35 protein-coding genes and 1 pseudogene are annotated in these 25,818 nt (G+C 41.7%); 15 read left to right on the forward strand and 21 right to left on the reverse strand.

Going from position 1 to position 25,818, the window contains the following annotated elements; genetic code table 11:
• Window positions 1-31: 31 nt before the first annotated feature.
• The 8 genes and pseudogenes from YC6258_RS29510 to YC6258_RS05710 all read left to right on the forward strand — a co-directional run bounded on the left by YC6258_RS29510 (window position 32) and on the right by YC6258_RS05710 (window position 4,900).
• Window positions 32-235 carry a hypothetical protein gene (locus tag YC6258_RS29510; protein WP_144407569.1) on the forward strand — a complete coding sequence of 68 codons (204 nt, stop codon included), beginning with the start codon at window positions 32-34 and terminating at the stop codon, window positions 233-235.
• Between the two features lie 119 nt (window positions 236-354).
• Window positions 355-567 carry a hypothetical protein gene (locus YC6258_RS30135; protein ID WP_044616169.1) on the forward strand — a complete coding sequence of 71 codons (213 nt, stop codon included), beginning with the start codon at window positions 355-357 and terminating at the stop codon, window positions 565-567.
• Window positions 568-617: 50 nt separating this feature from the next.
• Window positions 618-944: a hypothetical protein gene (locus YC6258_RS05680; protein ID WP_044616170.1), complete on the forward strand. Its 327-nt coding sequence runs from the start codon at window positions 618-620 to the stop codon at window positions 942-944.
• Window positions 945-1,280: 336 nt separating this feature from the next.
• Complete coding sequence (locus YC6258_RS31150) at window positions 1,281-2,750, forward strand: RHS repeat-associated core domain-containing protein (protein WP_052830092.1); 1,470 nt, start codon at window positions 1,281-1,283, stop codon at window positions 2,748-2,750.
• Window positions 2,751-3,097: 347 nt separating this feature from the next.
• Window positions 3,098-3,538 carry a hypothetical protein gene (locus tag YC6258_RS05695; RefSeq protein WP_144407570.1) on the forward strand — a complete coding sequence of 147 codons (441 nt, stop codon included), beginning with the start codon at window positions 3,098-3,100 and terminating at the stop codon, window positions 3,536-3,538.
• 61 nt (window positions 3,539-3,599) lie between these two features.
• The gene (locus tag YC6258_RS05700; RefSeq protein WP_044616173.1) at window positions 3,600-3,905 is read left to right on the forward strand and encodes a hypothetical protein; all 306 of its coding nucleotides are present in this window, start codon (window positions 3,600-3,602) and stop codon (window positions 3,903-3,905) included.
• Window positions 3,906-3,929: 24 nt separating this feature from the next.
• Window positions 3,930-4,460: pseudogene (locus YC6258_RS05705) on the forward strand (RHS repeat-associated core domain-containing protein); the annotation flags it as partial.
• Window positions 4,461-4,462: 2 nt separating this feature from the next.
• A complete protein-coding gene (locus YC6258_RS05710) occupies window positions 4,463-4,900 on the forward strand; it encodes a hypothetical protein (protein ID WP_044616175.1) in 438 nt (145 codons plus the stop codon).
• A gap of 125 nt (window positions 4,901-5,025) precedes the next feature.
• Here YC6258_RS05710 and YC6258_RS31155 read toward each other — a convergent pair whose 3' ends face one another.
• On the reverse strand, window positions 5,026-5,139 hold the full coding sequence (locus YC6258_RS31155) for a SymE family type I addiction module toxin (protein ID WP_425402635.1): 114 nt from the start codon (window positions 5,137-5,139) through the stop codon (window positions 5,026-5,028).
• 111 nt (window positions 5,140-5,250) lie between these two features.
• Window positions 5,251-5,391 carry a hypothetical protein gene (locus tag YC6258_RS30140; protein WP_169748932.1) on the reverse strand — a complete coding sequence of 47 codons (141 nt, stop codon included), beginning with the start codon at window positions 5,389-5,391 and terminating at the stop codon, window positions 5,251-5,253.
• Window positions 5,392-5,663: 272 nt separating this feature from the next.
• Here YC6258_RS30140 and YC6258_RS05720 point away from each other — a divergent pair, with 272 nt between their 5' ends.
• The 5 genes from YC6258_RS05720 (at window position 5,664) to YC6258_RS05740 (ending at window position 9,572) form a co-directional block, all read left to right on the forward strand.
• The gene (locus YC6258_RS05720) at window positions 5,664-6,500 is read left to right on the forward strand and encodes a DMT family transporter (protein WP_052830093.1); all 837 of its coding nucleotides are present in this window, start codon (window positions 5,664-5,666) and stop codon (window positions 6,498-6,500) included.
• 52 nt (window positions 6,501-6,552) lie between these two features.
• On the forward strand, window positions 6,553-6,963 hold the full coding sequence (locus YC6258_RS05725) for a hypothetical protein (protein ID WP_044616177.1): 411 nt from the start codon (window positions 6,553-6,555) through the stop codon (window positions 6,961-6,963).
• A gap of 57 nt (window positions 6,964-7,020) precedes the next feature.
• Complete coding sequence (locus YC6258_RS05730; RefSeq protein WP_044616178.1) at window positions 7,021-7,647, forward strand: hypothetical protein; 627 nt, start codon at window positions 7,021-7,023, stop codon at window positions 7,645-7,647.
• Window positions 7,648-7,667: 20 nt separating this feature from the next.
• On the forward strand, window positions 7,668-8,300 hold the full coding sequence (gene catB, locus YC6258_RS05735) for a type B chloramphenicol O-acetyltransferase (RefSeq protein ID WP_044616179.1): 633 nt from the start codon (window positions 7,668-7,670) through the stop codon (window positions 8,298-8,300).
• Between the two features lie 555 nt (window positions 8,301-8,855).
• Window positions 8,856-9,572, forward strand: coding sequence for an AraC family transcriptional regulator (locus YC6258_RS05740; RefSeq protein WP_211264630.1), 717 nt, complete (start codon window positions 8,856-8,858; stop codon window positions 9,570-9,572).
• A gap of 394 nt (window positions 9,573-9,966) precedes the next feature.
• Here the strand turns inward: YC6258_RS05740 and YC6258_RS05745 are convergent, their stop codons facing one another.
• The 3 genes from YC6258_RS05745 to YC6258_RS05755 all read right to left on the reverse strand — a co-directional run bounded on the left by YC6258_RS05745 (window position 9,967) and on the right by YC6258_RS05755 (window position 13,351).
• Window positions 9,967-10,848 carry a sulfotransferase domain-containing protein gene (locus YC6258_RS05745; protein ID WP_211264631.1) on the reverse strand — a complete coding sequence of 294 codons (882 nt, stop codon included), beginning with the start codon at window positions 10,846-10,848 and terminating at the stop codon, window positions 9,967-9,969.
• Window positions 10,845-11,549, reverse strand: a complete 705-nt coding sequence (locus YC6258_RS05750; RefSeq protein ID WP_044616181.1) for a sulfotransferase family protein — start codon at window positions 11,547-11,549, stop codon at window positions 10,845-10,847. Before YC6258_RS05750 ends, YC6258_RS05745 begins: the two co-directional genes overlap by 4 nt.
• Before the next feature lie 638 nt (window positions 11,550-12,187).
• On the reverse strand, window positions 12,188-13,351 hold the full coding sequence (locus YC6258_RS05755) for a hypothetical protein (protein WP_044616182.1): 1,164 nt from the start codon (window positions 13,349-13,351) through the stop codon (window positions 12,188-12,190).
• 743 nt (window positions 13,352-14,094) lie between these two features.
• Between YC6258_RS05755 and YC6258_RS05760 the strand changes: the two genes are divergently transcribed.
• Window positions 14,095-14,436 carry a hypothetical protein gene (locus tag YC6258_RS05760; RefSeq protein ID WP_144407571.1) on the forward strand — a complete coding sequence of 114 codons (342 nt, stop codon included), beginning with the start codon at window positions 14,095-14,097 and terminating at the stop codon, window positions 14,434-14,436.
• Window positions 14,437-14,568: 132 nt separating this feature from the next.
• Here YC6258_RS05760 and YC6258_RS05765 read toward each other — a convergent pair whose 3' ends face one another.
• From YC6258_RS05765 to YC6258_RS05790, 5 genes are all read right to left on the reverse strand, one after another.
• Window positions 14,569-15,039, reverse strand: a complete 471-nt coding sequence (locus YC6258_RS05765; protein ID WP_044616184.1) for a GNAT family N-acetyltransferase — start codon at window positions 15,037-15,039, stop codon at window positions 14,569-14,571.
• Between the two features lie 1,065 nt (window positions 15,040-16,104).
• The gene (locus YC6258_RS05775) at window positions 16,105-16,515 is read right to left on the reverse strand and encodes a DUF6795 domain-containing protein (RefSeq protein ID WP_044616185.1); all 411 of its coding nucleotides are present in this window, start codon (window positions 16,513-16,515) and stop codon (window positions 16,105-16,107) included.
• A gap of 97 nt (window positions 16,516-16,612) precedes the next feature.
• Window positions 16,613-17,158, reverse strand: a complete 546-nt coding sequence (locus tag YC6258_RS05780) for a hypothetical protein (RefSeq protein ID WP_044616186.1) — start codon at window positions 17,156-17,158, stop codon at window positions 16,613-16,615.
• Between the two features lie 62 nt (window positions 17,159-17,220).
• Window positions 17,221-17,904: a hypothetical protein gene (locus YC6258_RS05785; RefSeq protein WP_144407572.1), complete on the reverse strand. Its 684-nt coding sequence runs from the start codon at window positions 17,902-17,904 to the stop codon at window positions 17,221-17,223.
• Between the two features lie 519 nt (window positions 17,905-18,423).
• Complete coding sequence (locus tag YC6258_RS05790; protein ID WP_052830095.1) at window positions 18,424-19,002, reverse strand: hypothetical protein; 579 nt, start codon at window positions 19,000-19,002, stop codon at window positions 18,424-18,426.
• 59 nt (window positions 19,003-19,061) lie between these two features.
• Between YC6258_RS05790 and YC6258_RS05795 the strand changes: the two genes are divergently transcribed.
• Window positions 19,062-19,559, forward strand: coding sequence for an IS630 family transposase (locus YC6258_RS05795; RefSeq protein ID WP_245627010.1), 498 nt, complete (start codon window positions 19,062-19,064; stop codon window positions 19,557-19,559).
• Between the two features lie 21 nt (window positions 19,560-19,580).
• Here the strand turns inward: YC6258_RS05795 and YC6258_RS05800 are convergent, their stop codons facing one another.
• From YC6258_RS05800 to YC6258_RS05850, 11 genes are all read right to left on the reverse strand, one after another.
• Window positions 19,581-19,838 carry a hypothetical protein gene (locus YC6258_RS05800; protein WP_044616188.1) on the reverse strand — a complete coding sequence of 86 codons (258 nt, stop codon included), beginning with the start codon at window positions 19,836-19,838 and terminating at the stop codon, window positions 19,581-19,583.
• A 331-nt stretch (window positions 19,839-20,169) separates the two neighbouring features.
• Window positions 20,170-20,520 (reverse strand): hypothetical protein, encoded by a 351-nt coding sequence (locus tag YC6258_RS05805; RefSeq protein ID WP_044616189.1) that lies wholly within the window; start codon window positions 20,518-20,520, stop codon window positions 20,170-20,172.
• A gap of 58 nt (window positions 20,521-20,578) precedes the next feature.
• Complete coding sequence (locus YC6258_RS05810; protein WP_044616190.1) at window positions 20,579-21,448, reverse strand: hypothetical protein; 870 nt, start codon at window positions 21,446-21,448, stop codon at window positions 20,579-20,581.
• Between the two features lie 118 nt (window positions 21,449-21,566).
• The gene (locus tag YC6258_RS05815; protein ID WP_044616191.1) at window positions 21,567-21,902 is read right to left on the reverse strand and encodes a hypothetical protein; all 336 of its coding nucleotides are present in this window, start codon (window positions 21,900-21,902) and stop codon (window positions 21,567-21,569) included.
• Window positions 21,903-22,073: 171 nt separating this feature from the next.
• Window positions 22,074-22,421 carry a low molecular weight protein tyrosine phosphatase family protein gene (locus tag YC6258_RS05820; protein WP_044616192.1) on the reverse strand — a complete coding sequence of 116 codons (348 nt, stop codon included), beginning with the start codon at window positions 22,419-22,421 and terminating at the stop codon, window positions 22,074-22,076.
• Complete coding sequence (locus YC6258_RS05825) at window positions 22,414-22,629, reverse strand: hypothetical protein (RefSeq protein WP_044616193.1); 216 nt, start codon at window positions 22,627-22,629, stop codon at window positions 22,414-22,416. Before YC6258_RS05825 ends, YC6258_RS05820 begins: the two co-directional genes overlap by 8 nt.
• 170 nt (window positions 22,630-22,799) lie before the next feature.
• Window positions 22,800-23,072, reverse strand: a complete 273-nt coding sequence (locus tag YC6258_RS05830; protein ID WP_044616194.1) for a hypothetical protein — start codon at window positions 23,070-23,072, stop codon at window positions 22,800-22,802.
• Between the two features lie 327 nt (window positions 23,073-23,399).
• The gene (locus YC6258_RS05835) at window positions 23,400-23,642 is read right to left on the reverse strand and encodes a hypothetical protein (RefSeq protein WP_044616195.1); all 243 of its coding nucleotides are present in this window, start codon (window positions 23,640-23,642) and stop codon (window positions 23,400-23,402) included.
• 323 nt (window positions 23,643-23,965) lie between these two features.
• Window positions 23,966-24,469 carry a GNAT family N-acetyltransferase gene (locus YC6258_RS05840; protein ID WP_052830096.1) on the reverse strand — a complete coding sequence of 168 codons (504 nt, stop codon included), beginning with the start codon at window positions 24,467-24,469 and terminating at the stop codon, window positions 23,966-23,968.
• A 320-nt stretch (window positions 24,470-24,789) separates the two neighbouring features.
• Window positions 24,790-25,203, reverse strand: a complete 414-nt coding sequence (locus tag YC6258_RS27075; RefSeq protein ID WP_052830097.1) for a hypothetical protein — start codon at window positions 25,201-25,203, stop codon at window positions 24,790-24,792.
• 256 nt (window positions 25,204-25,459) lie between these two features.
• Window positions 25,460-25,735: a hypothetical protein gene (locus YC6258_RS05850; protein ID WP_144407573.1), complete on the reverse strand. Its 276-nt coding sequence runs from the start codon at window positions 25,733-25,735 to the stop codon at window positions 25,460-25,462.
• Window positions 25,736-25,818: the final 83 nt, after the last annotated feature.

Genomic DNA, 25,818 nt, shown 5'->3' on the forward strand with positions numbered 1-25,818 from the left:
AATAGATGGCCACACTGTTCCTTGGGGAGATATGACCAAGGCGCAAAAGAAGGCATTTCAACATTCATATTCTAGACATGCTGATGAAATGGGTTTGCCAAAATGGAGTCAGAAAAATGCTGAAAGTCTCAGGCAACAATTTAATAATGTTGTTGGCCATATTCGCGAGACTGGAACTCATTTGGGAACTGGAATGAAGCCTTTCAATGGCAAATCATCACAAGGGCACCTCTAAAAAGTCATCGATCCCTCATTAAAGTACTCAGCGTAGAAAATAGTAAAATTGTTTATCGTTACGATGAAAATACTTTTAAAGCGGGGTCTGCTAATATCTCCCGACATGCTATAGGTCGGTTGACGACGGTCTTTGATACGTCAGGTGGTAAGAGTGAATATACCTATGATGAGTTGGGCAATGCCAATATTATTGTTCAAAAAATTGCCGGCCGCTTGTTCACCACAGATTATGACTTTAATGCTTTTGGTGAGTTGAAAAAATTACCTATCCTTCCGGTAACTCTGTTGACTATGGCTATCACTATGGAAAAGTTTACTACATATCCGTAACCCGGAAGGATACCGGGCAAGAAGCTGCGTTATTAGATAAAGTTACTTATATGCCATTTAGTACCAATATCCAGAGTATTTTTTATGCCAATGGTCAAAATTTGACTCGATTTTATGATAAGCAGAACCGTCTGATAGATCAAAAAGTCTCAGGAAATGGCAAATCAGAAAAAATTGCATATCAATATGATTCTGTCGCTAATATCCGGCAGCAAGATCATTATTTGAATGATAACTTGATGGATTCCAAGGTGTTCAGTTATGGCGCAGGCAGTCGTCTTTCTTCAGTAGCATGGCGCCTTCATGATGGCCAGCCACTTGTCGGTGGCAGTAATTATCTGGATTATTATTATGACTCCTATAGTAACCTGGAGTAGAAAAGTTATTATGATAAAGCCACCAGCTTGGATAAAGCTGATAGTATTGTTATTGAGTCAAATAGCAATCGCATTGACAAGCAGATTCTTTCCAACGGTAATACTATTGATTATAGCTTGCTTTCTTCAGGCAGTTTACGGTTGGCACAATCTACTGAGCCTGGTGTTCCTTCGCTGCGCTATAATCATGACGGTTAAAGCCGTCTAGGCTCCGTTGTAGATAACAACAATGCAAATAATGTTATTGCTCGTTATCGATATAACTTTCTTGAGCAGCGAACTTTTAAGCAACTTCATGACCAGTCAAGCTATTTTATCTATGACCTTAATGGTAATTTGACAAGTGAATTTGATCAGAACGGTAAACAGATCCGGGAATACATTTATCTGAACAATATGCCTGTAGCCATGGTTGCTGGAATCGGTTCGTACCAGAATGCACAGAGTTATGTGAATGCTGTAACTGGCAGTGATGAAATTAAACTGCATTCTCCCAAAGCCAATTCATTTCAGTATTTGCTCATGAATGGTGATGGTGAAATCAGTGCAAAACTACAAAGCTGTTCCGATTTTATTGGTACAGAACGCATTGGTCTTAGCGCAGCTGAAAGCGAGAACGAAGGAAGTCCTTATATCAGTGTGTTTCTTGAGCGTAAAAATTCACTGCTTATGCGCACAAATATCATTAAAACTGAAGATCAAAAGAACGTTCCCATTATGAGCTTCAACAGAAAGAAAGGTGATCCCAAAACCATTGTTGAAATCCGTAACCATAATGGGGATGTAGAATACTATGAATTCGAAGATACAGGGCCGTACTTTAAATTGGCCAGATCAGGCGATGACATTAGTATTTTTGCTTCCAGTAATAACAGTAGTTGGGTCAAGTTAGGCGAATATTATCTGCCTATGGATAATACTATTCTTGCGGGTATCGAAGGTACCAACGTTGATAGCAACTCTACTCTAAATTATACAATCAAAGCCGATGACCTTTTTTATATTATTCCGGATCATTTAGGTGCACCTTATAAGCTTATCAATAACCAGTCTGCAACGGTAGGTTGGGAAAAGCGCAATTTTGAAATAGGCGCTTCTCCTTATGGGGATAACAGATTGTTTGACGGTACGTCTTTATATGTTGGATATGTGCAGCAGCCACTGAGATTTCCCGGCCAATATGCAGATAAGGAAACGGGTCTTTATTACAACTGGCATCGGTATTATGATCCAAGGACCGGGCGGTATGTTCAGAGTGATCCGATTGGGTTGAATGGTGGGCTGAATACCTATGCTTATGTCGGTGGGAATCCGCTGAGTTATGTGGATCCACTTGGTTTGTATACAGAAATTATTATTTGGCAGCCAGTTGGGAAAGGAGGATCATCTTTTGGTCATGTTTCATCGAATGTTAATAGTACAAATTATTCATGGGGTCACGGTGGTTGGGACACGCTTTTTCCCAAGGCATCTGATTATATAAGCCGGCAAAAAGAATTTAGATCTGGCACAGGAGTAGTTCTTAATTTAACGCCGGAACAAGAAAATCGTCTGGTGGCGTGTTATGCAAGGCCTAGAGATGAATACAGCGCCATGAATAATAATTGTGCAGACCCTCACCAGGAATGTTTATCTGAAGTGCTTGGATATACATTCCTAGATGCACTTTTTCCAGTTGATTTTGGTGAGCGATTAATGGATTCTCCGTATTATATGGGGTCGCAATTTTATGAGGGGCCAAAACGTAACCCTTGGCCATGGCCAATTGGTGATGATGCACTTTGGACAAGGCCGTGGGACAATTGATGACACGCTCTAGAATGCTATTAACACTTTCTGTAATTTTATCCATAGTGTCTTTTATATTCTTGATGTCTCTTTATCTTAATAGGCCAACAATTTATCTGATGACCAATGGTGTTGTACCTGTTTATGCTAGTCTTGAACAGGCGAGTTCTTCTTTGTCTCATGAAAGCATTATCAATTTGAAAGCTGACCAAACAGTAGAAATCATCCAATGTATCGATGTTAAGCACTACCAGCTTTATAAGATTAGGTTGCCTAATGGCCAAGTTGGATTTGTTAATGAAGGTAGATATGTCTTAATGAGGAATGGGAAGCCATCCTCTTGTTAATACGTTAACGGGAATCTATTGACTTATAGCGATCCAAAGGGGCTTGAGGTCGAAGTTTTAGTAGGTGGTAGTCATTGGTATGAGCATGCAGCATTAAGAATTGATGGCACAGTATATTCAAATGGAAGATATAGGGTGCCAGGTCAGGAGTTAAGCTCTTTTGGTATGGTTGGTCCTAATGTACTAACAGTTCAAAATGCGAGTTCATATTATGAAACTTCTGATCACTGTAAAACATGTAATACAAATGGATATGTGCTGAATGTTACAGAACAAGAACAAGAGCGGATTGAACAGTTTTATCAGAAATTAATCAATTCAAGCTCTCCACACCCTAATCACAATGGGTGGTACGTTATGGATGATCAGTATCGGTTTATTGGTAATAACTGCTCAAGCCTTGTTGTGGAAGCTCTAAATGCTGGATTACCCTGGTATCACACGATGTCTTTACCTTAGATATGAACCTATGGATGAGTCCATTTTTGGTTGATTCCGTGAAACACTATCAGGAGTCAGAATGAAAACCATATTGTTTTCTGTTGTTGCGTTTTTTGCTGGCGCAGTTGTTACATTGGCTATACTGTTCTCAATGAACCCTGATGTAGATTTGTTATCTAGAACGCAAGGCTTTTACATTAAAACGGATCATGAGTTTGAAGTAGAAGATAGTGTCGGAACTAGAGTGACTGTCCCAGAAAATACGGTTTTATACTTCGCTTCTCAATATAGGGAAGAAGGAGTGTACTTTTTGCAAATAGTATCTTCAGAACTTCGAGATCAGACAATGGTCAATAAGGAATTATATTTTCAGATGCCTGAGTGACCTTTCCTCGACAGTCTTTATTACAACTGGCATCGGTATTATGATCCAAGGACCGGGCGGTATATGCAGAGTGATCCGATTGGGTTGGCCGCTGGAGTTAATACTTTTGCTTATGTAAAAGGACAACCTTTAAAGTTTTCGGACCCCAGTGGGTTGGTCGTGAAACGATGTTATAGATATCTGGGCAGCCCGAATAAAGGAGACACAAGTATACTTAATCCTCTTAGGCATGACTATCTGGTGGTGAACAGTACTACTTATAGTTTCCAAGCTGGCGGAAATTTTCTATGGAGTGAAGGGAACGTTAATATTAACGATGAAGATCCAAATAGGGCTTCTTGTAACATTATTTGGAATGATAATGATCATGACCAATATGTAGAATACGTAATAAGTCAAAAGAATATTCCTCAGTACGGCATTGGTCCTCAGGCAGCGGATTGTCAGGAATGGTCAAACGAAGTGCTGGAAGAAGCAAGCGATTTATATGACCAGAGCCATCATCCATATACCGTATGGGGAGTTATTAAAGATATATTCTGGTATGGGCCATAGCTATGTCTTTAATTCCTGAGTTCTTAAGAATACTGTTTTTGTCCAAAATAACTTTATTAACGCCGAGTCCGATTAATGTGAATCATGAAATGGATCTTTATTTGGATAAGCCTATTTCGGCAATCACCGAAGGTGCACATATAGAGCTTGACGTATCAAGCTGGTATCAAGGAAAAGACGAGGACTTAGCGTATTTGACTAGGGATATTTTGACAAAAATATCTTCTGGTAGCATTAAGATTAGCTTAGAGAACACCCATCATGATGCGGTAACTACTCTCGTTTTTACAGATGGTCTGTCTTGGGGTGGTGGAAACAATATTCGTCTTTTAGTAAACGCTGAGTACATACCTATCGGTACTGAATTCAACCATCTACACATCGAAAGCAAAGTGGAATTGGACAGCATTTTGGTCTATTGGAAAAATAGCGTTAAGTAACCATACTCCGCAGGACCAGTGTCAGATCTTCTATAGAGGAGATGAAAGATAAAGGGGACGCATTTATTTTTTGCCCCCAAGTCATTCAAAAGAGCCTTACAATAGGCTCTTTTATGTCTGATATCTCATCCCTCTGGCACCACCCTGATCACCAGCTCCCCATCCATGACCGTCACCGGCGTATCCACCGTAAACCCCGCCTGCGGCAGCCAGTGGCCCTTCAGTTGCAGCCACGGCACCGTGGCCTGAGGTGGATAGGCGCGTTTACGCCGCGAGTTAATGGGACACCCACTCCAATAATAGGTCGGCCCCGGTAAAACCGGGGCTGTTCTGTCCAACGGCCCATCCCGCTAGCGCCAGAGCCTGACCGCCTCAACTTCCCCATACACCCGATTCAGTTGCCGTTCGGCCAACCCAATCACTTCTGAAATAAATCTCGCCACCTGGGTGCTGTGCTCTTCATCGGCCTGGACGATGATCCGGGCAATCACCTGACTCCCTTCGAGTGTGGCCAGATCGTCCTGATCTCTTTAATTATCGCCCCAAAAATCTGGCGGTGTTACGCGAAACACCGAATCGTCGGACTGCTTGATTTATCGGGGCTCTCATTGGCTAAGGTCAATGGTGTGGTCCGATATCTCGGTGTATTCCTGCATCACGCTATTAGCCCGACATCTATACTTGCCAGATTAATAATTTTGCAAATGTGACCAATTGTGACAATCTGCAATTCTATTGTCTTCACATCAGCAATTTATTGGCTATGGCACTTATTGTTTTTTTCAGTCTCATCTGGAGTTCTGCATTTATCGTCGGCAAGATTCCGGTGACAGAAATCGGAGCCGTCGGAACGCTGTTATTCCGGTTTTTGATCAGTAGTATTGTTTTGCTGCCCGTCTGTATTTTTCATCCTGTTTCTCTTTGGCATTGGAAAACCGTTCGAACCGGAATCATGCTGGGCCTGTTGAATAATGTGCTGTATTTAGGACTGACGTTCACGGCGATGAATTATATATCCGCCTCGTTAGTTGTGATTATTGTGAGTTGCGCTCCGTTTATGGCAATGGTCTTTGCCTCGTTAAATGGCACGGAAACCATCAGCATGAAAAAAATCCTGGGAACACTCATTGCGCTTTGCGGTGTAATTGTCGTCACCAGAGCCGATGCTTCAGGCGTGAGCCTTCCGGGTATTCTGTTTGCCGTATCAGGAACAGCAGCGTTTGCTTATGGAACAGTGTCATTTCATAAAAGCGCGACGTCGCTTTCAATGCTGCACCTGAACTTCTGGCAATCGCTTACAGCGGTTCCGGTATTGCTGCTGATACTGCCATTTTTACCTCACGCCCTGATATTACCAACGCTCATAAGTGCAGCGGCCATCTTTTATCTGGCACTCGCGGTCACCATTGGCGGTATGGGGCTCTGGCTGATTTTGATTCGCCGCAATGGCGCCTCAACCGCTGCTTCCTATCACCTGCTGAATCCTGTTTCGGGATTGCTCCTGTCAGCAATACTGCTGGGTACACCGATTGAACCGCGAGCCATTCTGGGAGCCATTATTATTGCTGCCGGGTTGTATATCACCAATAGACAACAGTAATCTTATGAATATGGGTTGTGTAGTCGGACCTGGAAAGCAAATAATAAGTGATATGACTAAACCAAAATCAACAAAACTGCTACACGCACTGCAAGCCTCTATGGGAGTCATGTTTGGCTTGTATATCGGGTATGTGGCTTTTTTAAATAGTATTGAAGGTCGCCCTGATCTTATGCCCTTTAGAATGGTGCTATCAGCCACATTGCTAACATATTCTATCACTCAGCTCGTTAGACTATTTAATAATAGAATAATATTTATCAATGTAATTTCATTTCCGGCTATCTATATAATATTCGGTGCCTCCGGGGAGTTGTTTAGTCGGGGATTTATAAAAAACTGGGCACCGGCAACACAAAGTGAAGCAGTCGGTCTAAATATTTTCTCTGTACTCATCTTTTTGCTATTGATAGCGATTGCTGGCATAACTACGTTTAAAAAGGATAAAAACGGGAGTGCTTAACTTGTTTCCTGCCTCACAGGTATCCACTTCGCCAAAAAAATATAAGGTAGGCACAGTATGTTTGAAATAGACCATCTTATGATAGAGGTCGATGATCCTTTGAAAACCGGCACGCAAGTCTCTGAGCAGCTTGGGTTGCCTTTTGCGTGGCCGCTGACGGAAAAAGATGAGTACACCAGTATTGGTATCAATTTTGGTGATATCAACATCGAGTTCATCAATTTCAGAATTCGATTTGGAGTGAAAGGGACAAATTACCGTGGTTTTAGTGGTGTCGCATTCAAAGCAGTGAATTCTTTGGAAGATTCTCTGGAGAGACTAACATCATCTGGGTTGAACTATCGGATCGGCGAGGAGTGTGAAGCCCATACCACGGTTACGGTTGAGGATGATCAGGTTTTTCCGACAGTCTTTCTTGTTAAATATCACTTTGATACCAGTGGTTGGGCGCAGCGTCTGAAGCAGGAATTTGCCAGTTGTGCTGGTGGTAAATTTCATATTGGAAAGTTTAAATCCTTATCGCTTAACAGCAGAATACCTGCCAATCTGATAAGCGGGTTTTCTATTGGTTGTGGAGATAAACATCAAGTGATCTTTGAATCGGTCAATGGTGAAGGTACGGTTATTTCTGATCTGATAGAGAGCCTGGAGATCGTCATTTTACCGGTCAAAGAAAGCCTATAAAAAAATCGCTATCACACCTTATGAAAAATTATTTTGAAAGTCCTTTTAAGGGAAAGTCCCTGGCAGAGCAGGTCAAGAACCCAAACATCAAAGTTGGGCGTTACAGCTACTACTCAGGCTACTATCATGGTCACTCATTTGATGATTGCGCCCGCTACCTTCGGGCAGATGGGGATGATGTTGATAAGTTAATTATTGGCAGCTTTTGTTCCATTGGTTCTGGAGCAGCTTTTATTATGGCTGGCAATCAAGGGCACCGATACGATTGGGTAACATCGTACCCTTTCTTCTACATGACGGAGGAGCCTGCATTTTCAGAATCAGTTGATGCATTCCGGAGTGCTGGTGATACCGTGATAGGGAGTGATGTCTGGATTGGTTCAGAGGCAATGATTATGGCCGGCATCAGGATTGGCCATGGCGCAGTCATTGGTAGCCGGGCATTAGTCACCAAAGACGTAGAGCCTTACACAATAGTCGGTGGAAACCCGGCCAAGCCAATAAAAAAACGGTTTTCTGAACAAGAAATTTCGATGTTACTGGAAATGGCATGGTGGGATTGGCCACTGGAACACATTAAAGAAGCAATGCCGCTTTTATGTTCATCTGACATAGCAGGTCTTTACCATCTCTGGCAACGATCAAATGCCTGAAAAAGTGTGTAGCATCCAAACAAACAGAAGCAGATGGCCAGGTTTCAGACAGAAAATTTCAGGATATTCTTTTTTTTTGCGACACATTGGCGGAAAGCTTTTCAGCGGTTCCTTAATAGATATTTTTAGCACTGTCATCGCTTCATTTTGTTTTGCATTGAGTGCCCGATGCACAGACATTTATATGAAAAAAGCATTGCTCGCTGTCAGTATTGAGCAACTTTGATCAAGATCGGACCCTCAGCAGGTTTTAGTATGACCTTGCTAAGGAGAGGATGAGTTAAGGAACCGTCTCAAAAATGGACTATTTTCGCGCAGGACCTTGTCAGCTCCAGTCTCACATCCTCATTTAGGTCAGTAAACTGCGGTGTTGCGAGTGGTGCTTCCTCGCCTGCATCAAAACTATTCCTGTTTTTCAGAGGTCCCTTGGATGTCAAACTATCTGACTCGATTTGTAGATCTCGTCAATTATATAGAGGCAAACCTGGACACCGATCTTGATGTTGACCGGCTTTGTCAGCGTGCAGGTTTATCGAAGTATCATTTTCACAGGCAATGTTCAGTGTTCTTTGGCGTGTCGGTGATATCGCTTGTACGGCTACTGCGGCTCAAAAGAGGGCCTATCGGGACGATAACAAAATAGTCGATATTGCGTTGGCCAATGGCTATGAAAGCCATGAAGCTTTTTCCCGGGCTTTTAAAAATTACTTTGATAAAAGCCCGTTTGAATTTCGGAAAACACCAGACTGGACTCCTTGGCACTCAAAGTATGAACCTGTTTTGCAGCTGAGGAATAAGATTATGAGCGAGAATCCTGTGTTTAACATGGAAGTGGTTGATTTTCCTGAAACATTAATTGCGGTGATGGAGCATCGGGGTGCGCCGGATCGATTGGCAGGCACCCTCCAAAAATTTATTGAGTGGCGAAAACTAAATCATCTACCTCCCAAGAAAAGCAGGACCTTCAATTTAGTCTATGATGATCCGAATGTGATCGCTGCGAAAGATTACAGGTTCGATATCTGTTGCTCTGTTAATCATGAAGTCGGCCCAAATGATCATGGCATTGTTAATAAAATCATTCCGGCTGGTAAGTGTGCACGTATCAGATATGTGGGTAGTGATGATGCAATCGGTGTGGCGATAAACTTTCTCTATTCCAAATGGTTGTCTGATGTTCGGGACTTTCCTGTTTTTTTGGAGCGGGTACATTTCTTTCCGGATGTGCCGGAGAGTGAAGCAATCACTGATATTTATTTGCCGGTTGAGTAGTAAAAAAACGCGCCGCTTTCGGAAAAACATTCTTGTGCTATTGCAGTAGTTTTGCCGTGAGTGGCTCCAACATGCTATTTGATCCCTGAGGGTTTTTATAATCGGGAATGACGTCATTGTTAACGACGAACCGGAATAAACATGTGATGAAAAACTTAACCAGGGAATTCAGTTTTCTGGATTTTTGGGTGACTGTATCTGCGTGTCATATTAACTCTGGTTGTCGGATAGTGTTGTTTCGATAAGACCTACGGCTCTATGCTAATTGAATAGTATTAGAGGCAATTTGTCTCTTCTTCCTTTTAAACGGTTTGTCCTTTCAAAAACTATCCGGCCGGATCGTCGAAGGTGCCTCAGCGCTACGCAAAATAATGTGCGAGCGCTGAACGCAGGGTTACTCGATTACCCCCGTTAACAGCCACCTGGAGCATTCTTCTCCTAATTTGATACGGGCCATGGCTTGGTACTTTTCACTTAATTCTGGAGGAAGAGTCTCTTTCCAGCCCCCGCTTTCTCCGCGGTGAAAAAAGGCGCGCCCGCCATCCTTCCAGATGCTTACGGTTTCTGGTACGTATCTATGTGCGTGATTTTTCATGTAATCAAACTGGCAATGTTCCAAAACTAGCTGGTGGTGTGCTGTAGACAGTGGGAATTCCAAAAAATCAGCTATTTTTTGTATCTGCCCTGATAGGTCACGGGTGAGCTCATCAAAGTGAAGCAGCATCAGATTGGTTCGGTTTCTTTGTTGCCACCAGGAATGAATATTTTCCCAAAATGGCCAGAATGGATACCCGTCTTTTTCGAGCCATTCGCTGAAATAGTCGACGACTGAAGCGGTTGGCGCTTCAATGACGCGAAGTTTTTTAGCTGGCGTTGACTGCGAGTCTATCGCTTGTTGAGCATGTTCGCTGATGGCACATTGATGACGATACAGGCTCCAGGCAATATCACGGCCGTCGCGAGTGATATAGAGGTACTTTGCATTATGGTTATACGGTAAGTAATCGCAGGGCAGGTGGGTTTTAATAAATCGACGGTGGTTTTGGGCCTCAAGTGCTTCAAGTTTTATGCTCGCTTCCGGATACACTGAGTCCAGCCAGGGTGACAATGCCGAGAGATTGATATCCTCTTTACCTTCAAAAATCAGTTGTGCCAGAATTTGCTGAACTAACGTGGTACCGGCTTTTGCGTAGCTGGCTACTATGATGTCATCGTTGCGAAATTTAAACTCTTCCCATGCGGTCGAGTTAAAAAAACGATTTTCATACTTTTTCATTTTTTGCTTTCTCCCGATTGAGCCGCCAAACCTGAGCGTAATCGCGCTAAGTGGTTTTTCATTCGTTGTTCCAGCTCTACCTCATCTACTGCCGGGCGTATATCTTCGTTTTCTTTACGCTGTGCTCTGGCATGAACGCTTGGGTAGGGGACGTCCGGCACTGGTTTGTTAAGAAACCGGCATAGTGGCTCCCAGCCATCGCCGGGAGAAAGAACGAGTAAGCGCTCCGGGGCAACGGTATCTATAACCGTTTGATTCCAGGTGTTGAAGTAATCTGTCATAAAGGCGCGATCATCTATTTTGTCGCCAAATGGTTGTCTGATAAAGTCAGAAAATGCTTTTCCGGATTCTCCAAATATGTTGCTGTCCCGACGAGACGCAAAAATAGTCTCACTGACCGAATCAAACCAACTGTCAGCGTCTCGGATCGTCAGAATGACTTTTGCCTTGTTGTAGTGGTTCATTAATGTTTTATAAAAACGACAGGCCGGATAATCGGTGGTTGCCTGATAGCCATTGAAAATTTCATTCCATTGCGGTTCTCCATTGATTGCTTCAAGCCATAATGGAAGATTTCTTCGTCCATTAGCATATAATTCGACCATGTGGTAACAGGAACCAATGCCTAAGTGTTCCAGGGCAAATTTCAGTGAGAGTGTTCCGGTTCTTCCTAAGCCTGCGCCGATGACTTCTAAGGACATGTTTGAAACCTCATTTTTATATGTTGGTCAACACTGAGTATTCAGTACTGTGAAACTGATAGAAACAGCATCATGGAAATTTTATTTACAGACACTGGTAATTATTAACCCGGATAGCATTTATGTCGGGTTATATCGCATGATTCGGGAATGCATCAGTATCAGCTAAACCAATGCAAGATTCGAAAAATCAACATGTTTTACAAAAACATCAACAGATTTCCCGAGTGATACCCAAATAAATCAGGACGATCTACTTGGTTATCAAATTAATAAGGTGAGTCGGGCTGGAATTGATATTGTTTAATACAAGACAGCCCGACGATTGTTTTGATTATTGAGTGTAAATATAGGACATGATGATGCCTCCCGTTTGTTGGTTTTTGTTGATGACTACAGTGATGATAAACGCTGAAAATTACGTTATTCGTCACTGATGCTTAATAGAAAATATTTTTTAATTTTCTCTTTAATGACTATCGAATTTATTGTCGTTAATGAGAAAAGTGATAAGCTCATAAGCTGGAAATGTAAATGTCTTAAACCTATAAATAGAATCATATTTTAAGTTCCAAGCTTTTATGTTTAACCAATATTTACTCTGTTTTTCCCGCAGTTTCTGTTGAGCAGAGAAAAAATCAGCAATAAGATTTCAGACTCCCACGGCGACGAATATCCAGAGTGGTACAATGAAAACTGCCACCGAAATAAGTTGGGGCAGTATAAGGAATAGGAATAGGCGTAAAACCCCACCCTTTGAGTTGACGAATCAGTTCTGTTGCGGATGCTTCAACACAGACGTGTTTTTCATCAAGAGATAATACATTGAGTGATATCCAGGGTGAAACACTGGGCATCAGACCCAACATGTTGGGTTTCGGATCAATTGCCGGAATTTCAGGGACTAACAATTCCCAATCTGATAGTGCTTCAGGGATGTTCTGCAACCAAAGTGGATGAACTAATGCACGCCCAGGTGCTAAAGGAACAAAAGTGTTATCAATATGGATGGGGTTATTGTGTTTGTTTTCGATAATATGAATTTTAAAATCTGTACCCAGATGGCGTTGTAGCCATTCAATTCCGGCGAGATTGGTACATTGGTCTCGTTGGGCAATGATATCTCTTCCGCAACGAATAAAGCTTGCTGCATCAAAAACCGGCTCGTCTTCGCGGGTCAGGTAGGTTCTTGGGTGAGAGTCGGGTTCTGAGCGTATGCCGTTGGGGTCGTACAGTTCATCACGAAGCATGGGCCGAGGCGCTGCGGACCAGCGAGCACCGTTCTGATAATACTCTTGAATCAATGGTCGATAGGCGAAGGTCTCAAAATATCTATGTCGCCAGGCGCTGGGGGCTTCAATGATCTGATCTCCGATAACGAGTAGCAGGTCTCGTGGATTCATCACATTATAGCCGGATTTTTCAGACCAGTAAGGAGTTGCAAAAGCCGCAAGTGAGTCTGCAGGTGATGGTCGACGTACGGTGACGCCTTCGCGCTCCAGTATTTTGATAAATCCATCGATTTCATCTTCAGCTTTGGAAACCAGCTCTACAGGTGCTGGTTGTGCATGATAAAAACGCCGATATAACTGTTTGTTGCCAGGTACATGCGAGGCATAGTCCCAAAAATGGTCAAGCATCCTGGTCGAAGCGCCAAGTGCTGTTCCGACAATGACTTCTTCAAGAGGATCCCATTCGTTCCATACATTGACTGGGGACGATTTTGTCATTGTTGCACTTTGTTTTTGTTGTGAATCATTTTCATGTTCACTATGTTTTGTTTGTTTGTTTGATAACTTCATTAACGTGTAATTCCATAATGATATTCAAGACATAAAGTTACATTGAAAGATACACTTTTCTTAATATATCCATATACATAAGTGATCAATCGGAAACTGCCGCATACTTTTTTCTATCTTGATGCCATGATAATAAAACTATTTTGACGTTAATTTTCCGTTAAATCCATGTGACATCGCGAAATAATATTAAACAGGTAAATCTAACAAAGTCAAAAATTGTGAGGGTCGATTTGTTTTAAACTCTCTAAATTTTCATATAAAGTAAATTTCCGGTTATAAATTTTTTGAAAGTTCTGTGACGCAGTTATAAAAATATAGTCAATACTTTGAAATGTTGGGGTGTTGCTGTCATCAATTAGTATTAGAATTCGTTTTTTTACTTGATACGTCATTTTTCTTTTTTATTTTTTTATTATTTATAAAGTTCAATATAGTAAGTATGAGAATACAGTAAATTTGTTGATCTGATTAATTATCCTCAGAAACTTAGTGAAAAGGTGAATTGTTTCGCACTTGTCCTATGACAAAGATCCATATTGCTTTTGGTTAGGTCAGGTGAGGTTCTGACTCCCAACACAGAATTTGGCAGAATACTCGAAGGTAGAGTTTTAACTTGTGAGTAACAGTTATCAGATTCAATATGAAAAATGATTAAGTTTGGTTCATTTGGTCGAAAGATTTCTTTGAAATGCGATGTTGATCGCATGTGATTTATTTTTTTTTGCATAGAGCTGTTTAACATGAAGATAGAATATTGTTGGAGAGTGGGGAAAGAACTTCCTATGCTGGATGAAAATAAATGGGATCAGCTAAGCCCTTTTCTCACGGATACCATAAAAAAAATCAAAGAGTATCGTGCTAAACATAACTGCGATATTCCCACTGCGAGCGCGAATTGTTGTCCGGCAGCGGTCGCGAAGTTTGAAGCATTAACCGGCTATAAAAATATGGGTTATGACGTTATGCCCTATTTGCGACGCAGCAATTATGGACCGAAATGTAAACGATGTGGCAAGTTGTTTCGAACACCCAAGGCAAAATGGTGTGTTGGATGTGGTCAGGCATTGGAGCAGAATATCTGAGTGCTTCGGGTGCTTCGGCAGGCAACCGAAGTTGATGAAATTGAAGCCAGGGTGAACTTTTCTGATAAGAAACGTCGAAGCCATCGACGTGTGAAGGGCATATTATTTGAGCTCTTAGCTTTTTTAATGGCGCTAATATTGACGACGAACTGAAATAAAATACGTGGTAAAAACACGGCCAAGGAGTTCAGTTTTCTGAACTTTATCAGCCATTTTTTTCAGTGCGGAATACTCTCGTCTGCTTTCCAGCAGGTGGAACAATACTTCTTCATGACCCAGCTCGGCAGCCCAGATCATTAGGGATTTAAATATGTTAATGCCGTAGCCCCAGAAGTTTTTAGAGATGACAATAGCCAGTTCGAATCCTGAGTCATCAGGTTGAATGCCGCACCAGCCCGCCAGCGAACCATCAATGTAAACCGCTCTGATCCGACAACCTGGTAGAGCATCAACTTTGATCTTGTCTTCCACCCATTCTCTGATGCTGGATGAATCAAAATAGGCATGTTCGATCAAATGGGTTCGCAATGAATCCTCATTTACGATTACCAGGAAATCATCCGGGTTAATGTCACTAAAACTCAAATATTTGATTTCGCTCATTTTGCGACCCTTTACAATGGCCATAACAATAAAATTGAAATACTGACTGTAAAAATATCTATGTCAGCTTGTAGACAGAAGAAAGTGAAAAAAGTTCCTCAATACATCAAATATCTGATGTATTTTGCTTGTCATGAGTTAAAAAATGACGAATGTGCTTGAACTCAATCTATCTATAAAATCCATGCAGTTGTCGGAAAATCCGGGTGCTTTGAGACGCATTTATTTAAATCACCTGGTCAATGTGCGGTTGTCGATTGCTTGAGATTTTCCTTAAAGCATTTCGAATCTTTAATTCACTGATCGTATTTTTGCATCAACAGAGTTCTCTATTGAAAACGGCTCTCGCTCAAACTTTTCCTTGAAAAATCAGACTGTTGTGCATCTTTTTATATTGTTTTTCTGCTTTATTAAACAGACTATAGATTATTCTCAATATCAAAAATAACGCCTGTAGCACGCACAATCATGATTGAGAGTCAGTGCTGGTAGTTGTTATGGTTTGCTTGCCAAACAACAAATTTCTTCGATGATAGTGGATAGTTTTTTATTGCTCAGAGACTTAACAGTGTAAAGCTCTATGCCGTCGAAATTTTTAAGCGAATTATTATAAAAGTCTATAATTTTACTTTTGGTCCATTTTTTATCAATTGTAAAAGACGTTATCACGTTATGTTCAGGGTAGAACGACCATCCTTCAGCCGTTGCATCTATCACCTGATAGGTAAGCGTCAAACCAACCCCATCCTATCCGACGGTCCCAGAAGCAAATAACCTAAGGCTACTCTGAAAAATACCCAAAATCTGCGATAATCCAGCCAAGAATGATCCAGATGGAGAGTACTTCTTTGATTTTACACGTTGATAACCTCTTGGCACCCACCGGTCACACTCCTCGCTGACAAAGGGCGGGAGATTCTGGAAATACTTGATCAGTGATTCCGGGGGATTTGATCATCGATTCTGGAAATCCAGAAAAAGTGATCAAATAAAACCAGAATGGGTGATCACGTTGGGGCAGAATATGCAAGCGCAGTGGACGTCCGGTAGATTGCTTTGTTAGAGCTACCAACCGAGGCTGAGATTGCACTCATTTTTTGATGTAAGTTCGTACTTGACGTCGGACACATTTTCTAGAACCCCCAAATCTGAACCACTACAACCCTGATAAGACACACCGTTGTATACGACACTAAAACCGTATGCAAACATTTCGTCTCCTAGAAGCGTTACGTACCATCGAAACTCTCTTCTAGCTTTCAATTTAAAACGACCATTGTTGTCGGTTAAAACTGACCTGTGTTTGGTGCATTTATTTCCATTATGCGAAATGCATTGAGTAACTTCTGCGCCATTTGCCGGAAAACCATTAAAAAGAATTTGACCGCTTATTTCCGGCTCAATCTTAGCGGCATGAGGGATAGGTGCGCACCCGATCAAGAATGAGATAAAAACTAAAATTGTTGCTTTATTCATGACTGAACTCTAACGCTTGCATTTGGGGCCGCAGTGAAGCGCAGCGGAACGGAGGTCCCAGCCCCACAGGGGCGAATAACATGCACTTGTTATACGCCTATGATTTTGGCCGCTCAAACTTCATTACCATAAATGACATTTCTGGCTTACATGCTGGTTGACATGTATAGCCCCATATCGTTTGTGGTCCTAGCTGGAAAAGATAAACTTTTTGGACCACACCCTTTTGATTGGTAGCAACTATCTCGGTTGTTTCCGGTGCATCTTTTGGCATTTGATCAAAACCTTGACCAAACCCCTTATACACTTCAATAGCCTCATTTTTACTAAGATTCTTTGCGGTTATAGAAGTAAAGTAATATTCGTTTTTAACCTTTTCGGGTTGGCTACGAACCATTTGCGCCGGAATTATTACTGGCGCAAAACCACCAGGATAGTTCCAAAGTACACCCTCAGCTCCAGTTATAATTTGACCATAGACTGTACATTTAACGCTTGCGAGAGCGCTAACTATACCCGGCACTTCTGTAACCATTCCCTCAGGCCCACCCTGGCAGGAAATTTCAAATTCCTGTTCCTTTTCTTCTGCCATTGCGATCAATGGCAATGCCAGAATACAACCAATTATTACTTTCTTAAGCATGATGCTTCCTTTGCGTGTAACTGGGTCCACGTGCAGAAAATTGTTAGATTAATAACACATTTCTACAACCGATAATGAGTATTTAGCTTCTCATTATCTCGTATTTTATAGGCCCTCAAAAAGATATCACCTATTATATTCGATACTTCCTCAGGGCTTTTATGGACAGAATATGAAAGAATCCTAACTCTATCTTTTTGTGACAAATAATCAGTTTTAGGGGCCAAACCCAACTGTTTAAAAATCTCCCTGATCTCGTGTTCCTCTTCGGGCTCTTCCTTGCAACTAACAAACATAGCAATCACAACACTCCCATCTTCATAATTAATTGAGACACCTTTATCTCTATAGTTGGTTGTGACTGTAATGGAATCGTCTGGATTTCTTTCTTTATACAATCTCTTAATTTGAGCCGAAATTATTTTTCGGTTTTTATCTGTTAGTTTAATTTCTCGGTTCGTTGAATTTCCCTTAATAGGATGGAGATGAGCAAGTCCTTTTAGTTTGATTCGAAGATCTTCGATGTCTAGGATGCTATAAAGTTGATTCTCATATATTGCGTAAAGATCTGAATTCGCATCCCCACCAGCAAAAGCATCAGCATCTTGGAACAACCAATATTCTCTATCGCCTTCCACAAAATCTATGAAAATAATCGTATCTATTGTTGGTATAAGCAAATCTGTATCGACATACCCAACCATAAAGTAGCAATTACCTTTAACTAAACTTTGTGGATCTGCCACAAATCTCTCCAATTAATCTAATAGTTTCTTCTACGACACCTGTCGCTTTTCCAGATGTCGTATATACAGTTTCCATCAAACTGATCTATTTACCTGTTTAACTCAATAACCATCATAGTTTCAAGCCTTTCTGCAATCAATAAACACCTGGAAAAAACGACACCTGTCGTGATATTTGAAATACTACTACACCATAACCCATTGAATTAAAATAATTTTCTAAAGACCTCGCTGGCAATCAAAAAGCATTTCCAAACCTGCTTTCCAGAAGGAAAAACGAAGCGAAGGAAAAAAGGACACCCATTTTAAAACACTTTAAAATTAAAAAACGAAGCAAGGCAACAATGATTCGCTACTACCTTGAGAAAAAAATCGAATGAATCAGGTTTACTACAGAACCAAACTATATACATCTTGTTCCAAAGCAAACAAAAATATAGTTCTGGCTGACCTGGAGGCGTAGCAGGTTACTTGAGGAGCCAGGCTTTTAAGTAGGATGCTTGATGGCGTGATATGAAATCAGGTTGCCAACAAATTCGGTGGAGTTCGGCTTAACTGAAAATAATCTCTGACTTTCTCAAACGACGACCTCTGCCCGGCAAAACACCTGAACTGTTTTTCAAATTGCTGTGTTAATTGTTGCCACTGTTTACCGGAAATATTCAGGCGGGTCAGAATGGGAGGAAGTGATTTTGCAATAAATCCACCTTTGTCTTCCCGAATCGCTCTGCCGGTCCAATCCACCAATTCCAGGCAATCGCTTAATTTGAAGGGCAAACCTTCGGGCATGTCTGCTCTGGGATTGCCAACAAAAGGGAGTAAATCACTGGGTTGTTTGGACGCCTTGACGCACGCAATACGCATTTGAACGGAGGTATGGTCAGACGTTTCCGGTGTATCAGCCATGCTGGCTTGAATGGGATTCAGATCCACATACGCCATACAGGCGGCCAAGGCTTGTTCGTCGAGTAATGCTTGAGACTTAAACCTGTCCTCCCAGAAACGACCGGTACAGCGATCTTCGGTATTGGCACGCCGGGCGATACCTTCATTAAGCACCGCCATAAACCGACTGATGGAGGTCAGGGTTCCCGCCACTGGGCCACTAAGACTTCAAACGCTTGCTGTTCTGCCGGTGAGAAGGCGATGAGACGGGTATGCGTAATGACAGCCAGCACGAACGAGGCTATGCCCCAAAAGGAAAGACACCGGTTGTTCGGCTTAATGCCAACCGTACTTCCACCAATATGATTTCGGCGGTGACCAATCAGGGAAAAGTTCGATTTAAGATATTCGATGGGTCAATGAATACCGACATTCTGATTGATTTTTGTGAGCGTATCATCAAAAGCGCGGGCAGAAAAGTCTATCTGATATTGGATAATCTTCGTGTTCACCACGCAAAACTATTTAAAGCTTGGCAGGAAAAACATCGGGCAGACATAGCGGTATTTTATTTACCATCCTACTCACCGGAACTGAATCCGGATGAATATTTGAATTGTGATTTGAAAGCAGGTGTTCACAGTGGCAAGCCAGCGAGAAACAAAGAAAAATTAAAGAAAAAAGTTCGAAGTCATATGCAGATGTTACAAAAGAAACCTGGTCGAGTGCGGAAATATTTTATCCATAAAAAAATTTCTTACGCTGCATAACAGGTATGTTTAATCGCCGGGTTAATAGTATACACCCACCTTTAGGGTACCTGATTTATCTTCAAACTCGACCACCCTCCCTGCGCTTAAAGTGCCATTAAACACTTCAGAAATACTCGCGGAAACAACTCCATTTTTGTCTCGACTTGCAATATTTGCAGTAAAAACCAATTCTGATTTCTTGGCCGCTTCTAAAAACACTTGATCGCTGACAACAGCACAAGCATTAACCACTTGGGCGACAAAAGACATTAAAATAATAAATACTATTTTTAGCATATTGGAATAACCGTTCAATTAGTGGCTAACGCTTAAAACTGCGGACACGAAGTGGTCCACAGCTTTGTATTGTTAGAATTGTGCATGACCGGGAAACCACTGAACTTTGAATAACAATTGCCACCGGACAAACTCAATTCTTTGGTAACTTGGCACCCAGTTTAACGATTGGATACCACCTGATTTTAACTTTGCACCGTAGCGGATTTGGCTGTGCCACGGAACCATAATTTACTTGAATGAAGAACCAATTCTAACGCCGCGTTAAAGGGCCGAAAAAGCGTAGCTTTTGAGGTCCCAGTGAGCAAAGCGAACGATTTTCAACGATTTTTTATGTTTTTGACTGTTGTTCAACAATCTTCTCTTTATATGTTTCAATGGTATTTCCATCACATTGATTAGGGTGAACCTGGAGTAAATTTCGCCATTGATTAAACTGCAAATCATCTATAGCTATCTCTGGCTTTGGAAGAAAACCAGTAAAGCAGCTTTCGATACCAAACTCCAATGCGCTGTTTCTAGCGTACTCAGCACCACCAGAACTCCAGCAATACATGATTGCTCCTTGCGAACTTAGTTCCTTAATGTGTTCGATCACGTTCGGCATAGGAATACGTTTAGTCCCATAGTTCCTTACGAAGGTTTCATCGACATCAACATATATGCAGAGTGTTTTTTTCATAGTTCACTACTTCGAAACATAACGCCGCGTTCACCGGTTTGTCCGGTGCAACGCTTTGTTAGCATGACCTTCCATTTAATGCTTGATTAATCATATAAGTTACCCAATCACCTGGTTTTCTACCATCATCAAAGGTAGTGTATCCGTTCGATTTGTAGCGAAAATCCGTTTTCCAGCCCGATTTTCTCCTTTTTGTCTCCAAATAGCGTATTGCATATTGGCTTCTTGGATCATCTAAAAGACTGGCATTACCAGCAAACCGAATCAGTTCAACAATATTCAGGTGATAAGACTCAGGAAACGAAATATCCATAATATGTCGAGTAATAGGCGTACCGTCGCTAAGCCTTCTTACGAGTTCATGTTCAAGTAAGTATTCTTTACCTTGCTCCAATTTTTCCTTAACACCTGCATCTCCAGTGGCCTCCCAATAAGAAAACAATGCAAATACGGACTTGGCAGTTCCAATGTAACAAGGTGCACGTTTAAAACAACCGCCAAATCTATCAAAATTAAATTTCGGTATAGATACTGATAATCCTCGCTCCATTGGTTGATATGTAGTAATCCACTCAACACCATTCAAAACGTTCTCTGCTCTGGATTGGCCTAGTCTGCACATCGCAGAGACCAGCATTGCGTTGTAACAGGGGAGGAAATACTTCTCATCGCCACTTAACGAGAAGCCAAAAGGAGTTGCAAGTTTCTCGAAGACCCGATCAATCAGCCTGCAGGTATATTCAAGGTGCCGGGCAAAAGGTATCTCACTCAACGCAATGAGTCTCCATACATAGAAAAGCGGGTCATCGCTCCAATCTCGTGTGAGTTTTTTTACAAGCTCTGACTGCGCAAGCAGCTGTAATGCCTCACTTCGCGAAATCGACAGACCATTATCTATGCTAATTTTTAGCTCTAGGGCTTTATCCATTGAATTGTTCTGCTAACTCCCACAACAGGGGCCAATCGGAGTGGAACTAACTTGTGGTAATGTGAGCGAAGAGAACCACAAGTTAGTGGAGCGCAGTTTGGTCCCTTGCTTGTGATTGTTATAGCTTTGCCTCTGCGAGCACAAGTTCAACCCGTCGTTTCTCCACATCAACATATTTGACCCTAACATTATCTATATCGCCAACCATGTATTGCTTATTCATGTTATCGATATGAAGTAATGCCCTACAGTACGAAGTTATATCAAAAAATGCACCGTATTCAGTCACAACACCCACCTTTGATCGATAGACTTGACCTACCTTGGGTGGGTCTAACCAAGGATTGCCTCCGGGTTGTGCTTCTCGCAGCGAAACAGAAAACCTATCGCCGATGATTTTCGTGACCTTGACCTTGATGAAATCACCAACAGCAACGAAATCATTTGGATTCACAGGACCAGGGCTCCAGGTTAAATCTACTATCTACAGCGTTGCGTCTCACCCCAGGTAATCAATCTCTATATAACCCGGGTGGACTTCCTTTATCTGTACTTCGATTATATCGCCTTGCTTCATGCTGATTCGCTATAACGCCTGGTTAAATTGGTCAATTTGAACCATTTGTTAATTGTTTGCCTCACGATCCAAGATTTCAGAGACTTTACTGTCAAGTTCATCAACTAACTCTGAATCCATAAATTTGTACTTATCAGGAATGTCCAACACAAACAGAGGTTTGTGATCCATCATACGAGTGAACTCAGCCAAAAGCCTATTTTTATGCTTCTTTTCCATGACAAATATATAATCTGCCCAGCGGATATCCGCTGGGCCAACAGTTTTTCTAGCATCTGGGCTCGTGCCTGCTGAACGAGAATTGAAACCGGGACGTTTTCTCCAGATTTCCTCGCCAGTAGGACTTCGCCATTGGTTGCGACTACAGATAAATAGTAGGTTCAAACTATTATTCATCAGAAGGTAATTCCTGATCTAAAAGTTGTCTCTTACTTTTTATGGGATAGTCGAATCCAAGCTGCTTAGCTCTAGCTAGCTTGTTTTTACGAAAGTACATTAGCTTCCATTTTTTTTCGGGCTTATAAAGCCTGTCTGAACCCATGCCTTTTCCTTTGTTTCCTCTATCTTTGAACCTTCTCCAGGCTCTGTTTCTATTTTCACTCATTTGTCTTTCCTTTAGAAATTATCGGGTTCAGCAGCCGCGATAATACGGAAAGAACTCATTTAGATTGTGACAGTTAACGCCGCCAGTAGCGGTCGTAGTGGAGGTGCGAAACGCCGGAAAGGAGGTCCACCCCACGCAGTGAGCGCTGCGGGCTCGTCTTATTATGTGTTTTATTCTTGATTAAAAACATTTTTATCATACCAAGACTCCGAATGAACCTCTTTATCCGCGAATGATAGAAAATCTTGCAAGGATTCCAGTGGGATCTGAATAACCTTATTACCTGAAGATAGTTCCACGTATTTTTCTTCAGTTTCTTCGTCCGCATAAACCTTGAATAAAGGGTAATCAATATTCTGGCACGCTTCGATATAAAGCTCTGCAGTCATCCCAAAGTCAGAAACAACTTGCGATTTTACCTCTTCTTTTTTAAATCGTTTCACTCAGGTTTCCTTGCACATAACGCCTAAAACTGCGGACACGCCAGTGGTCTGCAGCTTTGTATTGTTAGAATTGTGTATGACCGGGAAACCACTGAACTTTGAATAACAATTGCCACCGGACAAACCCAATTCTTTGGTAACTTGGCACCCAGTTTAACGATTGGATGCCACCTGATTTTAACTTTGCACCGTAGCGGATTTGACTGTACCACGGAACCATAATTTACTTGAATGAAGAACCAATTCTAACGCTGAGCGCACCGGTGGCCTTTACAGAGCGGAGCGGCGTAAAGGACATCCGTGTGACGCGTATTGTTAAATGGCTGTTCAGAACTCACATTCGTGTTGCTCATAGTTGTACCGACCGCCAGAGTCCATGCAGGAATCGACGCGCCAAAACTCTGAATAGTGCTGCCTTACTAAGACTGCCAGAGATACGGCAGCCAATGCGAGGCCCAGCTTAGCTAACTTTTTGCTTCTCTTGAGAGCCGCCGCGATGAAAAAAGAAATAGCGACTGGTAAGAGCAACAACGCAGCAAAAAACATCAAATATTCAACGATGACTTCCATTCTTCCTGCCATTTAACGCTTAAAATTGCGGACACGAAGTGGTCCGCAGCTTTGTATTGTGAGAATTGTGTATGACCGGGAAACCACTGAACTTTGAATAACAATTGTCACCGGACAAACCCAATTCTTTGGTAACTTGGCACCCAGTTTAACGATTGGATACCACCTGATTTTAACTTTGCACCGTAGCGGATTTGACTGTGCCACGGAACCATAATCTACTTGAATGAAGAACCAATTCTAACGCCAAAATAACTGGCGAAATTTCGCGCCAGCGGGATTGAGTCCAGTGCGTACCGCGAAGCGGTGTTTACGCACGAAGTTCATTGCTTTGTTAGTAGTAAGTGATACGGTGCCAATTTAAATGTTTTGGTACCCAAGCGTATTGCTTTTGTTTCATTTGAAGTTAGTTCAAAACCAAGCTTCTTCAGAACCTTAGTTGAAGCGGTGTTTTCAACTAATGCATCTGCTTGTAGTCTTTTGCCACCAACCTTTCTAGCTTCCTCAACCAACATTTTAGAAAATGTATACGCATATCCTTTCCCAATATGTTTGTATGCGACACGATAACCTATATCTACAGCACCACTTTCTAAGAAAGTTAGATTAAATCTACCGATAACTTCACCTTTAATCAAACCAATAAAATACAGCCCTTCACCTGAATCAACCTCTTCAATCAACCGCTCACAATATTCTACAAAGCGTTCGTATATAAAATAGTCGTGGGGTCTAGGTGGAACCCATTCTTCAAACCACTCACGATTGGTAGTCTCGAAATCAAAGAGTTTGTCAAAAAACCTTTTCTGTACAGGTATCAATTCCATAATTTACTACTAACGCTTAAAACTGCGGACACGAAGTGGTCCGCAGCTTTGTATTGTTAGAATTGTGCATGACCGGGAGACCACTGAGCTTTGAATAACAATTGATACCGGACAAACCCAATTCTTTGGTAACCTGGCACCCAGTTTAACGACTGGATACCACCTGATTTTAACTTTGCGCCGTAGCGGATTTGGCTGTGCCACGGAACCATAATTTACTTGAATGAAGAACCAATTCTAACGTCGCCATAAAAGGCGAGCAACTTGTTGCGAGTCCAGCGCTGAAAGCGCGATTTTTTGATGGCTTTGTCACGTGTTCTCTACGCATCAAAATATCCTCGCTCAAACGGTTCAAATTTTAGTGCTTTGTTTTTACCGACACCAAAATTATGCATAAACTCGACGTATGTATCCTCAACCTTTTCTAAGGATGGTTCTGTAATTGGACCATATATCGCACCTTTACGATTTTGATAACCGTATAGATAATCAATACTGCCACCAAAACATTCATATATCATAAACGCCCAGTCGCCACTTTCATCCAAGCCCAAAGTTTTGGATAACGCTAGCAACTCGTCCAATTCAGGATCTTTGCTAGTAAATTTGGGAATACTTATACCAATACCCGAAAACGGTTTATCAAAACTCTTAATACAAGCGACATCTTCGTATACTGCAATAGCTTTTTCGTCGCACCCACGAACAAAAAAAACTGAAAATTGAAAAGCCATTGGATTCCCTATTTTTTGTACACGTAACGTCCCGCTCACCCGCACATACTGCGGAGAGCGTTTTTGTGTAACATGGCGCGCAGCGACACACAAAAACGAGCGTAGCAGTATGTGTCGGTGTGCAGCGGCTTGTTAGGGCTTATGCACATTGATTTGAATCTTAAACTCTTCCAAATTTGAAACGTCCGGTGAGGCCTCATGTCCCACGTACCCCAATCTGCTATTTAAAAAGACCTTCATTTTACTTAGTAATTCCTCAACGTTCAGGATACGCATCATCAGTTGAAAGCCCGTAAATTACATTTCCATCTTGCAGAAAGAAAACCATCGCATGCTCCGGTTTTCGGTTGCCCAAAGCTCTCCAATATAGAGAATATTCAGTGTTACACTCTGATATACACTTACTAATAACATCATCTGCTTTTTTGTATATAACTTCCGGATTGTCAGCGTATTGTGGAAATTCGTATTCATCAGCTGATTCCTCGCGTAAAGCCAGGAACTCATTCAAAAAATTTTCAATGGTCTCCAAATTTCTATGTTCTGAAATTACGTATATATCTGAGTACGATGGCATGATTGAGCCCTAACGCCTAAAACTGCGGACACGAAGTG

Origin of the sequence: Gynuella sunshinyii YC6258, assembly GCF_000940805.1 — a bacterium.
GTDB lineage: Bacteria > Pseudomonadota > Gammaproteobacteria > Pseudomonadales > Natronospirillaceae > Gynuella > Gynuella sunshinyii.

Excerpts from the sequence above, each read along its gene's own strand:
- YC6258_RS05835 (WP_044616195.1), bottom strand. The coding sequence starts at position 23,642 with ATGGAAGTCATCGTTGAATATTTGATGTTTTTTGCTGCGTTGTTGCTC.
- YC6258_RS05725 (WP_044616177.1), top strand. The coding sequence starts at position 6,553 with ATGACTAAACCAAAATCAACAAAACTGCTACACGCACTGCAAGCCTCT.
- catB (WP_044616179.1), top strand. The coding sequence starts at position 7,668 with ATGAAAAATTATTTTGAAAGTCCTTTTAAGGGAAAGTCCCTGGCAGAG.
- YC6258_RS05700 (WP_044616173.1), top strand. The coding sequence starts at position 3,600 with ATGAAAACCATATTGTTTTCTGTTGTTGCGTTTTTTGCTGGCGCAGTT.
- YC6258_RS05680 (WP_044616170.1), top strand. The coding sequence starts at position 618 with ATGCCATTTAGTACCAATATCCAGAGTATTTTTTATGCCAATGGTCAA.
- YC6258_RS05820 (WP_044616192.1), bottom strand. The coding sequence starts at position 22,421 with ATGAATAATAGTTTGAACCTACTATTTATCTGTAGTCGCAACCAATGG.
- YC6258_RS05745 (WP_211264631.1), bottom strand. The coding sequence starts at position 10,848 with ATGAAAAAGTATGAAAATCGTTTTTTTAACTCGACCGCATGGGAAGAG.
- YC6258_RS05710 (WP_044616175.1), top strand. The coding sequence starts at position 4,463 with ATGTCTTTAATTCCTGAGTTCTTAAGAATACTGTTTTTGTCCAAAATA.
- YC6258_RS05765 (WP_044616184.1), bottom strand. The coding sequence starts at position 15,039 with ATGAGCGAAATCAAATATTTGAGTTTTAGTGACATTAACCCGGATGAT.
- YC6258_RS05825 (WP_044616193.1), bottom strand. The coding sequence starts at position 22,629 with ATGAGTGAAAATAGAAACAGAGCCTGGAGAAGGTTCAAAGATAGAGGA.
- YC6258_RS05780 (WP_044616186.1), bottom strand. The coding sequence starts at position 17,158 with ATGCTTAAGAAAGTAATAATTGGTTGTATTCTGGCATTGCCATTGATC.
- YC6258_RS05775 (WP_044616185.1), bottom strand. The coding sequence starts at position 16,515 with ATGAATAAAGCAACAATTTTAGTTTTTATCTCATTCTTGATCGGGTGC.
- YC6258_RS05810 (WP_044616190.1), bottom strand. The coding sequence starts at position 21,448 with ATGGATAAAGCCCTAGAGCTAAAAATTAGCATAGATAATGGTCTGTCG.
- YC6258_RS05755 (WP_044616182.1), bottom strand. The coding sequence starts at position 13,351 with ATGAAGTTATCAAACAAACAAACAAAACATAGTGAACATGAAAATGAT.
- YC6258_RS05795 (WP_245627010.1), top strand. The coding sequence starts at position 19,062 with ATGCGTAATGACAGCCAGCACGAACGAGGCTATGCCCCAAAAGGAAAG.
- YC6258_RS05805 (WP_044616189.1), bottom strand. The coding sequence starts at position 20,520 with ATGAAAAAAACACTCTGCATATATGTTGATGTCGATGAAACCTTCGTA.
- YC6258_RS27075 (WP_052830097.1), bottom strand. The coding sequence starts at position 25,203 with ATGGCTTTTCAATTTTCAGTTTTTTTTGTTCGTGGGTGCGACGAAAAA.
- YC6258_RS05840 (WP_052830096.1), bottom strand. The coding sequence starts at position 24,469 with ATGGAATTGATACCTGTACAGAAAAGGTTTTTTGACAAACTCTTTGAT.
- YC6258_RS05750 (WP_044616181.1), bottom strand. The coding sequence starts at position 11,549 with ATGTCCTTAGAAGTCATCGGCGCAGGCTTAGGAAGAACCGGAACACTC.
- YC6258_RS05720 (WP_052830093.1), top strand. The coding sequence starts at position 5,664 with ATGGCACTTATTGTTTTTTTCAGTCTCATCTGGAGTTCTGCATTTATC.
- YC6258_RS05740 (WP_211264630.1), top strand. The coding sequence starts at position 8,856 with ATGTTCAGTGTTCTTTGGCGTGTCGGTGATATCGCTTGTACGGCTACT.
- YC6258_RS05760 (WP_144407571.1), top strand. The coding sequence starts at position 14,095 with ATGAAGATAGAATATTGTTGGAGAGTGGGGAAAGAACTTCCTATGCTG.
- YC6258_RS05730 (WP_044616178.1), top strand. The coding sequence starts at position 7,021 with ATGTTTGAAATAGACCATCTTATGATAGAGGTCGATGATCCTTTGAAA.
- YC6258_RS05800 (WP_044616188.1), bottom strand. The coding sequence starts at position 19,838 with ATGCTAAAAATAGTATTTATTATTTTAATGTCTTTTGTCGCCCAAGTG.
- YC6258_RS29510 (WP_144407569.1), top strand. The coding sequence starts at position 32 with ATGACCAAGGCGCAAAAGAAGGCATTTCAACATTCATATTCTAGACAT.